General features: G+C 66.0%; 2 protein-coding genes. One reads left to right on the top strand and one right to left on the bottom strand.

The window, feature by feature from the left end; genetic code table 11:
• Positions 1–19: 19 nt before the first annotated feature.
• Positions 20–11,134, bottom strand: a complete 11,115-nt coding sequence (locus tag E7T06_RS06900; RefSeq protein WP_240740898.1) for a translocation/assembly module TamB domain-containing protein — start codon at positions 11,132–11,134, stop codon at positions 20–22.
• A 214-nt stretch (positions 11,135–11,348) separates the two neighbouring features.
• Here E7T06_RS06900 and E7T06_RS06895 point away from each other — a divergent pair, with 214 nt between their 5' ends.
• Entirely contained in the window at positions 11,349–11,612 is a 264-nt protein-coding gene (locus tag E7T06_RS06895; RefSeq protein WP_136365099.1) for an acylphosphatase, read from the top strand.
• The last annotated feature ends 387 nt before the right edge of the window (positions 11,613–11,999 follow it).

Raw genomic sequence — 11,999 nt, 5'->3', positions numbered from 1 at the left:
CTATCCGAACCGTTGATTCTCACCGAATCCTATACGTCACCCCAAACCGCAGCCTCGTGCTTTCGGGGTTGTTCTGCACGCCCAAGCTCACGCTGGCGCGGTCATTCACGTTGTAGGCGGCGCTGAAGCTGGGGCGCACGCTTTGCAGGTCTAGCCCGTTCAGGGGCGTGCTGACCTTGAAGGTAAATTGCTTGTTGGGCGTGGAATACGTGGCGTCAATGAGGCCCGCGCCCGTCAGGTCGATCTGGTATTGCAAGTACAGATTGCGCGTCAGGTACGATCCCAGCGTGATGGTTGCGCCGAGGCTGCCGTCTGCCGTAGAGAGGTTGGGCGTCAGGCGGAACACGTCTAGGCCGAGGGCGCGGGCCACGTTGCGCTCTATTTCGCCCAGCACGAAGATGTTCAGTGCGGTTTGCAGGGCGCTGGCCCCCAGTGCGGTCAGGTTGCCGGGCAGCGTTTCTAGGTTAGGTACGCCCGTTGCGACCAGTGCGTACAATTGCGCCTCGCTGTAGGCCTGCGTGGTGTTGGGGTCGGTGCATTCGCCGCTGCCCGTGCCGCCCGACGCTCCGGCAATGGCCGTACAGCGCAGAGCGGTGGTCAGGTCAAGGGTGCTGGCTCCACTGGCGAGGGTGCGGAATTCGCCCTTCACGTCCAGCGTCACGGGCACGCGCTGCCCGGTGGTGCTGGCCTGCACGTTGCCGCTGGCGAGAATCGCAAAGGTGGGAAAAAGGCTCTGGCCGGTAAAGCTCACTAAGCCGCTTTGAATGGCAAATTCGTTTTCACGCAGGAAAATACTGCCGCGCTGAGAGGTGATGTCGCCTGTAATACGCGGCTGTGCGCCTGTACCCGATACCACCAAGGAGCCGCCAAATTCGGCGCGGGCTAAGGCCTCGTCTACCCGGATGCCGTTGGGGGCGCGAATCGGAATGTCTTCCAGAACAAGGCGCTGCAAAAAAGGCCGGGCGGGGGCGGGCGCGTTGGGGTCACGGCCCGGTTCCGGGAAGGTGGAATAAATGTCGGGTAGCGGAGTCGCGTAGCTGTCGGTGGTGCGCCCGCCGCTGCCCGTGCCATCGTCGGTACTGCTTTGGCCCGGTGCAGGAATGGTGGTGGTGGCCCCCACACGCCCCAGTGTCAGGCGCAAGAAGTCGGCGGCTCCACTCACGCGGATCAGCGTTCCGTCGTCTACCGCATGCAAGTCAGCGTTGAGGGCGCTTTCGCGGGCGTACACCACCGCCAGCGGCAAGTTGTAATTTCGGGCCGCCAGCGCCAAGTCCCAGCGCGGCGCAATTTGCCCGGTTAGGCTTAGGGTTCCGGCTCCGGTCACGGGGTTGGTGCTGCGGCTTTGGGCGTCCAGTGTCCAGCTGGACGTGGCGGCCTGCGCCAGCGTCACGGTGGTATTGGGCAGCGCGCCGAGGGCTTTCGGAGCCAATAGCCCTTCAAAGCGCACGCGGGTTTGGCTCAGGTCGCCCAACGTCAGTTGGCCGCTGACGTTCAAGGTGCCGTCGCTGCCTACCACGCCGCCGGTCAGCACGCGCCCAGTGGCCATAAACGCGCCCGAATCCGGCAGGTCGCCCGACAGCGTAGGCACTTGCAGACTCAGGCCCGCCAACGTGCCGCTGAGGTTAGAGGCCCGTACCTGTCCACGCGGGCGGTCATAGGTTCCGGCCACTGTGAGGGTCAGCGTTCCCTTGAGGCTGGGGCCGAGGTCGGCAACAGCAGGCACCAGCACCAGCACGGGCGTAAAGGTGGTGTTGGTAAACTGCGCGGTCAGGCCCACGTTCGAGCGGCTGAAGGCTCCGCGCACGTCCCACGTTCCGGCCCCCGCCAACTGGATGTTCACGTTCCGCAGTTCCCGCGCCGCGTAGTCCAGCGTGCCGGAACCCAGCAGCGTTTCGGTGACTTTTGTTGCGCCTTCGCCGCTGGTGGCACTCACGCGGATTCGTTCGGCCACAACGGTGGCGCTGCCTGCCAACGGGTCGGCTACCGGCACCCGGAAGCGGGCCACTCCGGTCACGATGCCTTCGCCGGGGCTGTTGCCCACCAGTGCGCTTACGATCGCGCCCACCGGGAAAGATTTCAGGGTGACGTTGCCAAACAGCTCGCCCCCGCTGAGGCCACCAAACAGATCGGATTCGCCCAAAAAGCCGCGAATTCGCCAGTCGCCGCCAATCTGTGTGCCTTCCACGCGGGCGGGCAGGGTCTTTGGCCCCAGCGTCAGGCCCGCGCTACGGACGACGAAGGTGCCGCCACCGTCGTTGATATTGATTTCGCCGCTGACCCGGCCCGACAAGGCGGGCGCAATCGCCAGTTCTTTCAGTTCTACGGCGTCCAGTGTGGCCCGCAAGTTGTAGCCCTGATCGGTGGGGCGCACGGCCAGCACGCTGCTCAGCGCAGGCACCACGTCGGCCAGCCCGCCCGAACCGATCACGCGGGCTTCTCCCATTTCGTTGGCGGCAGTCAGGTTGGCGCTAAAGGTTTGCCCGCCTAGCGCCACCGTGCCGTCTACCCGCACGCTTTGGCCCGCGCCCGACACCGGGTAGCGCGTAGCCGTCACGTTTCCGGTCAGGCCCGCCCCGTCTGCACCCACGTTCAGGGCCAGTGTGCCGCCGTCTTGGGCCAGCGATCCGGTCAAGCGGCCTGTCCAGTTCTTGTCTGCCTGCCCTGTGCCAGTCTGTTGGGCATTCAGCGTCAGCGTTCCGGCGGGCAAGGTGGCGCTGGCCTGCACGGTGGGTTTTCCAGCGGTCAGATTCACGGTGGCCTGCACGTCTCCGTTCACCTTCAGGCCCAGATACGGCACCTCGTAGTCGGTGGTCACATCCTGAATGTTCAGGGTCAGTTGACCGTCGCGGGTGTCGGTGCTGATGGCCCCCTGCGCAGTCAAGCGGCCCGTGAGTGTGGTACTCCCCAACTTAACCCCCAAGCGCGAGAGGTCAAGTCCCGGCAAGTCAGCCCGCACGATCTGGTCTGTCCACGTGATGCGGCCATCTTTGAGGCCGTCGCTGACGTTCAGGTCGGCGGCCCGTAGGCTGGCTGTGCCGCTGGCTCGCCACTCGCCTCGCCGCACGCTGAGGAGCAAGTTGGGGTCGGCCAATGGGCCGGAAGGCGTGACGCTCAGGCTCAGTTCGGGGCGCGTCAGGCTGGTAGCTCCCAGCCATTGCCACTGGCCCGCTGCATTGGGCCGCAGCTCTACGGCCCCGTTGGCGGTGGCTCCGGGGCCGTCCACGAGGCGCACCTGTACGCCCGTGCTGCTGGCGACAATCCTCGCCCCTGCGCCCAATAGTCCGGCGTCTCCAGTGGCGAGCGGGTGAGCGAAGGGGCCACTCAGGGTCAGGGTGGCGGCCTGGGTCAGCACTCCGGCGGGGCCACCGCTCAGGCGGGCGGTGCCGTGCCAGCCAGTGAAGGGGTCGGCATCCAGATTCAGCGCCGCCGAGACTCCCTGCGCGGCCAAAGTGCCGTTCAGCGAGAGGGCACGGGCGCGGTAGGTGGCCTTCAGGTTGCCGTCCAGTGCGCCGCTGCTGACCAGATTCAAGTCGGCGGTTCCGTCCAGCGCCGCCGTACCAGTGGCCTTCACGGTGGCCCCAGCAACAGAAGCGGTGAGGCCCGTCAGGTTTACGGTTTGCCCGTTCAGCGTCGCAACGGTGGCTCCGGCCTGTGCCAGCGTGCCACTCAGGTTAGTCAGCGTGCCCGTGATGCTTCCGGTGGTATCGGCCAGCGTGACGCCGCTCAGGGCCGCGTTGCGGGTGGTCACGGTTGCTGCCACTGTAGGCGCGGTCAGTGTGCCGCCAAATGTCACTTCGGCGGTGGCTGCTCCGGTTCCGCCCACCAGTGGCAACGGCGTCAGGCGCAGCGTTGCAGCCAGTGCGGGGATAAAGCCCTGCGTGCGCGTCAGGGTCACGCTTCCGGCCCCCAGTTCGCCGCCGCTGAGGGCGTAGCCGCCGCGTCCGTCTCCGGTCAGGGTGATGGGCTGAGCAATACCGCCGACAGTAGCGGTTGCCGTGCCCGTCAGCGCAGGCCACACGCCGTTCAAGTCCAACTTGGCCGAGTTCGTGCCGCTGGCGACTGTGCCGTACACCCGCGCCCGCACGTTTTCCAGCCCCGCCGCGCCCGCCGTCAGGTTCAGGTCGGAGGCTTCGGCGTACAGCGTGCCTTTGGCGTTGCCTTTCAAATCGGCCCGCGCATTGGCCTTAAGGCTGAGTGCCCGCCCAGACAAGATCACACGGGCGTCGAAGGCGTCGGCCACCGTACTGACTTGCCCCGCGACTGCCGGGTTGGTCAGGTCGCCCGTCAGGTTCAGGGCCGCGCCCAGCACGCCTGCGCCGAGTGTGCGGGCGTCTATGTCCCGCGCCGTCACGCGCACGCCTGCTGGCAACTGGCCCCGCGCCTGCAAGACCCCGCCGCGTAGGCTGCCGTCCAGCGCGGCTTCCAGCACATTTTGGCCCCCCGGCTGCCACACATAGGAAGCACTCCCGTACAGGCTGAATGGCCCGATGCCGCTGTCCCGAATACTGCCCTGTTCGCCCTTCAGGGCCAAGTTCCGCAGCGTGACCTTAGACGGCCCGCCCGCCAACGTTCCCGCCGCCGTAACCGTGCCGCCGAAGGTGAGGGCGTCCATATCCAGATTGACCGGAAGCAACCGTGCCAGACGCAGCGGTTCGGCCCGCAAGGTCAGGTCGTACTTGCCGCCCGCCAGCACCGCGCCGCCCGACACGCGCTCTCCGGCCAGCCGCACCGAAACGTCACCAGCACGGTAGGTGGCCCCCAGATCCCCTGTCAATTCGCCCGCGCTGTCGTCTATCTGGCCTGCGAATTGCGCGTCCAGCTTGCTCCAAGTGCCGCCACCCAGCGTGGCTTGCCCAGTTAGGGCCAGTTGTCCGGCGCGTCCCCACAGTGCGCCCACGTCCAGCGCGGCCAAATCCAGCGTGCCACCGGGCCGGAAGGGAAGGTCGGCGGGCAGGGTTCCGGTGACGCTGGCGGTGCGCGGCTGCCCGTTGAATGGCGTTTGGAGAGACGCCGAGATCGCCAGCGGGCCAGAGCCGTTCAGGGTGGCGTTCAGGGTGTTGTTTTCGCCCAGTGTGCCGCGAGCCTGCAAGCTGCCCAGCCAGCCCCGGCGGGCATTCCAACCGGTTGCGCCGTTCAGGGCCACACGCCGGCCATCCGCGCCGATGTAGCTGGTGTTCAGGGCGAGGCGGGAATCTAAAAGCCCGCCCAGCGCATTCGCCCCCAGTTTCCCGCGCACAAATCCGGCCAACGGTTCGCCCGCAAAGGTCAGGCGGTAATCCTGCCCCAGCAGGCGGGCGGTCACGCGGCTGCCCCCGGCTTGCAGTCCGGTGGGCGCACTTTGCAGCGTACCCTGCGCGTTCACATCGGGTTTGGAGAGGCTGCCGCTGGCCTGCACCGTGTATGTTCCCGGCAGATAGTCCTTAAGCGTGGCTTTGGCACTCAGTCCCAACGTGGGAAAGACTGGCCCGCTGGCCCGCACGCTCACGAGGTTAGGCAGCGTGGCCGACGCGCCCGCCAGCCGCAGCACGCCGCCCCGGTAGCTGGCCGGAGCCGTGAAGCGCACGCCCGCCGCGACGCCCGCCGCGTTGAGGGTCAGGTTGTCCAGCGTGCCGCCGATGGTGGCGCTCAGGTTGCCCGCCGTGCCGCCCGAACCGCTGGTGGCCGTCAGGGTGCGGAGGTCAGGCACGTTCAGGCTGCCCGCCGTGTTCCATTTCCCTGCATTTTGCTTCAGGCTCACGTTCACTGCCGCGCCCGACACGGTTCCGGTCAGTTGTGCCGAAGCGGCCCCAGTCGTCAGATTGCTTGCACTCGCACTCAGATTCAGATTCCGGCCCTGATACTCGCCCGCCGCCTGCAATTTCAGCGTTTCGGCGGCGCTTCCGGTCAGGGTTCCCTGCACGCCGTCTATGTTCAGCACGGCGTCGGCCTGCGGGTAGAGGGGGCCGCGCACCTGCACGTCTAGACCCGCCAGCGTGCTGGTCAGGTCTGCGCCCACTTGCCCGCGCTGCACGGTCACGGCTCCCACCGCCCGCTGGCCCTGCAACGCCAAATTCACCTGTGCCCGCCCGCTGGCCTGATCAAAATCCAATTGGGGCACGCTCAGGCTGGCGCTGAGGGTTCCGGTCACGCCTTTCAGCAGGGGTTGTAAGGTGCGCGCGTCCAGTACGGCTCCGTCAATATTCAAATCGCGCCCGTCGTAGCGAACGGGAATCCGCGAACCGGGGTGGGTCAGCGTGCCGGAAGCGGTGATGCCGTTCTTCCAATTCACCCGTGCAGCCAGTCCCAACGGCTGGCCCACGTAGCGCGTGCCGTTGGTGGTCAGTGCCGCACCTGTAGCTGAGATTTGGGCGATCAACCTTCCGGCCACGAACTCTTTCCGCACAGCTTCCGGCAAAAAGGGCAGGGCAGGGGAGAGGCTGGCGCTGAGGGTGCCGCCGATGGTGGGCAGCACAGTGACGCGGCCTACTACGGGGCCGGATGGAAGGGCCAGCAGTTGCGCCCCGTTGCCTTGCAAACGCAGTTGTCCGGGCGTGTTGCCGAAGCCGTAGCTCAGGTTCGCCGCGCCGTTCCACTGGCCGCCTGCATAGTTCAGGCCGCCCACATTCACGCTCGCCTTGCTCACCGAGGCCGTGAGGGGCAACACCTGAGCCGGAAGAGTGACGCGGGCCTGTGCTGGCCCGAAGGTTTGGGCATTCAGCCGCACCGAGCCGCGCAGATCAGCCAAGTTTCCGCTGGCATTGGCCGTCAGATACGGCCCGCTGACCCGCAGATTCAGGCCTGACAGCACGCCGGAAACGAGGTTGCCGCTGGCGCTGATGCTTTGGCCCGCCACATTGCCCGCCAATTTAATTTGGCCTTTGCCTGTCAGTCCTGCGGCACTGGCCGTCAGGTCAAGAGCTTGGCCCTGAAAGTCGCCCGCTGCCTGCAACTTCAGTGTGTTGGCGGCGCTTCCAGTCAGGGTTCCGCGCACGCCGTCTACGTTCAGCACAGCGTCGGCCTGTGGATACAACGGCCCGCGCACCCGCAGATTCAGGCCCGCGAGGGTGCTGGTCAGGTCTGCATCCAGTTGCCCGCGTCGCAGCGAGACCAAGCCATCTGCCCGCTGCCCTCCCAACGCCAGATTCACCCGCGCCCGCCCATCGGCCTGTGCGAAGTCCAGCTTGGGTACGGTCAGGCTGGCGGTCAGGGTTCCGGTCAGTCCGGGCAACACGGGTTGCAGGGCGCGGGCATTCAGCACCAAACCGTCGAGGGTTAGATCGCGCCCGTCGTAGCGCACTGGAATCCGCGAACCGGGGTGGGTCAGCGTGCCGGAAGCGGTGACGCCGTTCTTCCAATTCACCCGCGCCGAGAGGTTCAGCGGCTCGCCCACATAGCGCGTGCCAGTGGTGGTCAGGACTGCGCCCGCTGCCGAAATTTGCGCGACGAGTCTGCCGGGCACAATTTCCTTGCGAACCGCTTGCGGCAAGAAGGGCAGGGCGGGGGCGAGGCTGGCGCTGAGCGTGCCGCCGATGGTGGGCAGCACAGTGACGCGGCCTGCCACCGGGCCGGATGGAATCGCCAGCAGTTGCGGCCCGTTGCCTTCCAAGCGGAGTTGTCCGGGGGTGTTGCTGGCCGCCGTACTCAACACGTAGCGCAAGTTTGCCGCGCCGCTCCAGTCGCCGCCCAAGAAGGTCAGGCCGCCAATATTGGCCCGCGCTCCGGTGAGCGAAGCCGTGAGGGGGAAAACCTGCGCTGGAACGCTGACCCGTGCCTGTGCCGGGCCAAACGTTTGAGCATTCAGGCGCACCGTGCCGCGCAAATCCGAAACGCTGCCAGTGGCGCTGGCGCTCAGATACGGGCCGTCCACCCGCACATTCAGGTCAGACACAGTGGCGGGCAGGGTCAGTTTGCCGCTGGCGACGACGCTTTGGCCCACGAATTTGCCCACTGCACGCACCCGGCCCCCCGCAGCGGTCAGGCGGAAGGGGCCAGCGTCGATCACGCCGCTCAGCACGTTGTTGCGGGCGCTCAGGTCGCCGTAGAGTTTTTGTCCACCGAGGGTGAGGCCGCGTGCCTGCACATCCAAATTCGAAAAGCCGCGCAGGCTCACGCTGGCGCTGCCGCCCGCGCCGTCAAACACGTTCACGGTGCCGCGTGGCTCGGTGCCGGTGCCGGTCACGTTGCCGTCTATAAAGAGGCCGCCCGCCGCCGTCCCACCCGCAATCGGGCCGCGCAAATCCACGTCGTATCGGCCCGAAGGCAAGGAGGCTTTCCCGCTGGCCCGCAGGCCTTCGCCGTCGCTGAGGCGCACGTTCAGGCTGTCCCAAGGGCCGCTGAGCGCCACCGTGTACTGATCCAGCACGCCGCTGGCTTCCACGGCTCCCCGAAAAGAGTTGACCCCTCCAGCATCGGTGCTGCGCCCCGGCCCCCACGTGGCGCGGCCCTGCACGGTTCCGGTCTGGCCCAGCGCGGTCAGGGTTTGCCGCCCGGTCACGCGGGCCAGTCCGGTGCGGGCGTCGTAGGTCACGTTCAGGTCGCCCCACGTGCCCGCCGCCGTCAGGTTGGGCGTCACGGTTCCGGTCAGATTCACGGCCTGCGCGGGAATAGTCACACCGCTAAACGAGAGCGGCCCGGTGCGCCCGGTCAGGCGGGCATTCAGGTTGCCGTACTCGCCCGCCAGCACAGCGTTCAGCGTTTGCGGCGCGTCTGTTCCGTTGCGGTAGGTGCCGCTGCCGCTGACCTGCACATCGGGGAAGACGCGGCCCGCCAATCGTGCCCTCACACTCGGATAGGTCACGTTCAGATCGGCGGTGATGGGCTGCCGCGCCCCCTGTCCGTTACGCTGCAATGTTCCGGCTACGCCTGCGCCCGCCGCCGAAGCATTCACGCGGGCGCTGCCGCCCAATCCCGCCAACGCCAAATCTAATGTTCCGTCCAGCTTTTGCTCGGCCAGCGCAGGCAAGAGCGGGCGCAGGGCGGCCAGATTGACCCGGCCTATGGCGTCCCAATTGGAGCCGTCGATTACGCCGCGTGCAGTGTCGCGCCTGCCTGCTGCATTGGCGGTAGTCAGCGAAAAGCGGATGCCGTCCTCTACGCTGAGCGTGCCCGCGATGTCGGCCCCCTCAATCTGGGCGCTCGTTAGAAATCCTGCGGAAAGCTGCGTGTCGGCCAACACGGTGACGCGGTTACCTGCCGCGCCCAACACGCCGCGCAAGCTGGCCGTGTCGCCGCGTGCGGTGGCGGTCACGTCAAAGCCGTTGCCGCGTGCAGTCAGGTTCCCGGTGGCTCTCAGGGCGGTGGTCACGTTCAAGTTGCCGTTTACGGTCACGCCGCCAGCCACAGCCAAGTTGCGGGCGGTCAGGCCGAAGGTGTCGCGGTTCCAAGTCAGGCGTTGGTTGCCGGGTGCAAAGGTGCCGCGCTGCCGAACATAATTCAGATTCAGGGGGCCGGTCAGCGGCGCAGTCAATCCGGGCAAACTGGCCGTCAGCGTGCCTGTCAAGTCGCCGCCTGTGGCGTCCAGTTGTCCATTTCCGCCCAAAGTTACGCCCGCGCCCTTGAGATTTTGGGCGCTCCACGTTCCCTTAAATTGGCGGTCAAGATTGAGGGCTAAGGTTCCAGCCGCCGTTCCCTCACCGCTTTGCAGGTCAGCCGTCAAGCCCTGTGCGTTCAGCCGCGCCGTGCCTGCCACCCCAAATGGCCCTACCGTGCCGCCGCTGATGGCTGCCCGCAAGTCGGAAGGTTTGCCTGTCAGGGCCACGCGTGCGCCCACGCCGCTCACTTTGGGATTCAGCACGGCGTCCAGCGCCTGCGTTTTCAAGTCGAAGGAGCCGCGTGCAGGCCCGCCCAGCGCCGTACCCGCCAACGTCAGCTTGTTCTTGGCATCCAGTGTGGCGTCGAGTGTAAGGGGTTGCCCCGCCAGCGTGCCCCGCGCCTGTGCGGTTCCGGCCCGGCCCAGCGCCCAACGTCCGCTGATGGCCTGATCGCCCGCCACCGCCGTTTTGACACTAAAGGCCAGATCGTTGGTCTGCCCGGCGCGGTTGCCGTTTTCGGTCAGCAGGGTGTATTCCACGTTGGCATCCTGGAAAGGCACGCCCCCCACTTGGCCCGCGCCTTTGGCATAGGCCTTTACCCGTACCGTACTCCAGCCGCCCGCCGTGACTCTCAAATTTAAATTGCCCGTGCCTGTGGTGCCGAATGCTTTGGCTAAGCCTTCCACAGTCGGGTCGGCGTCGGCGGTCACACTCCAGTTTTTGGCCTTCAAATCCACTGCGCCAACTGCGTTGACTGTGCCGTTCCAGCCGCGCCCCGCCAGTTTCAGATCAACTTTGTCGCCCCGGTGGGTGGCGGTTCCATTCACGCCCGTCACCGTTACGAATTTGGCTTGTGGCACACGCAAGGCGGCGTCTGTCACCTTCAAATCTCCGCGAATCGGGCCGTCGTTCAGCACGTAGCGCCCAGTAATTCGGCCCGCCGTCACTCCGGGCCAGTAGTGGTTCAGCACGCGGGCGTCGGCGTCCAGATTCAGGCCGAAAATGTTGCCCGCCTTGCCCTGAGACACCTGCACATCGGCATTCAAATCGCCGTCATTGGTGCGGCCCTTCACCGTCAGCGCCCCGTTTTGGCCCTGTTCTACCCGGAAAGTCCCATTGGGAACATTCGCGCCTTTGCCGTCTACGTTCACGCGGGCGTTTTGTACATCCAGCCCGCCCAGCACCACTTTCCAGCCGCCGCCCTTTCCAGCCGCACCCTTTTTCAAGAGTTCTTGCAACTTCAGATTCACGGTGGCGTCTTGCACAGCCACATTCAGCTTCACGGTGCGCGTCGCAAGATTGACGCCCTCTACCGTGACGCCCGCCTTGCCCGCCGTCCCCTCAATTCCGGGCAACTTGATGGTGGCCCCAGACAAATTGGGCGACCACAGTGGCCCGCCCACTCGGTCTGCCTTCACCTGAAGATCGGCCCCCAAGCGGGACAAAATCAGCGATCCGAACAAGCGGGGGGTCAAGGTCAGCAGGGCCGCCAAGACCAGAACTACCGCCAGCAATACCCAAGGCCACCGCTTGCGCCGCCGCATCAATGGGGTAGGGTTGCCGTCATCAGGCTGCATATCAGCCACAGGAGCAGGATCGGGGCGCGGTGCAGGGCCGTCTGTCACACGTCACCCACGCGGGCGGCGGCGAGAAACAGGGGAGAGGCCAAGACGACAGGAGCGGGCATTCCTGTCATTCTATCCACACTCACATGAATGTCAGGCGGCACAGTCTCACCTGACCATCAGACACGGCGGGGTGTTCGGCCCACCTGTCTGGCGCACAGAGGAACCTGACAGACACTTGCCCCCGCCCCGCGCCCGCTACCATGCGCCCTATATGCGCCTTACCGCTCTTGTGACCGGAACCGTTCAGGGTGTGGGCTACCGCCGTTTTGTGCAAAGGTACGCCCGCGACCTCAAACTTCAAGGCTACGCCGAAAACCTCACCGATGGGCAGGTAGAAGTCATCGCAGAGGGCGAGCAGGCCGACTTAGACCGCTTGCTGCACTGGCTTCACCGGGGGCCGCCCCATGCCAGAGTGCGTGAAGTCCAGACCCAGTACAGCGAAGGCACTGGGCTACGGGATTTTCATGTGTACTAGAGAGTGAATGGCAAGCTGAAATAGAAACATCGATTCCCGTGCGGCTCAGCAACGTGAGGCGTGTGCTGAGGTTGGCACGCCTAGCGAGGTGACGATCCAGGCAACCCCCCAGTCTGCTGTGCAGCCAGCCCCCCTTGACTTGCAAAGCTCCGCAGGAGAGGGGAGCGCAACAGCCTTTGTCCTCCCCTCAAGGGGGGGCGTCGCGTCAGCAACGGGGGGGTTCACCCTCCAAGCTCAACCGAAAAAGGGAGAGAAGGCGCACTGGCCTCTTCTCCCTTTTAAGCTCCCAAATTCGGGAACCTAGCTTGTGCTGACGCTTGCTCTAGAAATACTTACTCCAGAACCTTGGCGACGACGCCGGCACCGACGGTGCGGCCCCCTTCGCGG

Origin of the sequence: Deinococcus sp. Arct2-2, assembly GCF_004801315.1 — a bacterium.
GTDB lineage: Bacteria > Deinococcota > Deinococci > Deinococcales > Deinococcaceae > Deinococcus.
This window is presented reverse-complemented; position numbering and strand designations above follow the sequence as displayed.

Bases quoted from the DNA above. Each gene is read 5' to 3' on its own strand.
- E7T06_RS06895 (WP_136365099.1), top strand. From the start codon at position 11,349: ATGCGCCTTACCGCTCTTGTGACCGGAACCGTTCAGGGTGTGGGCTAC.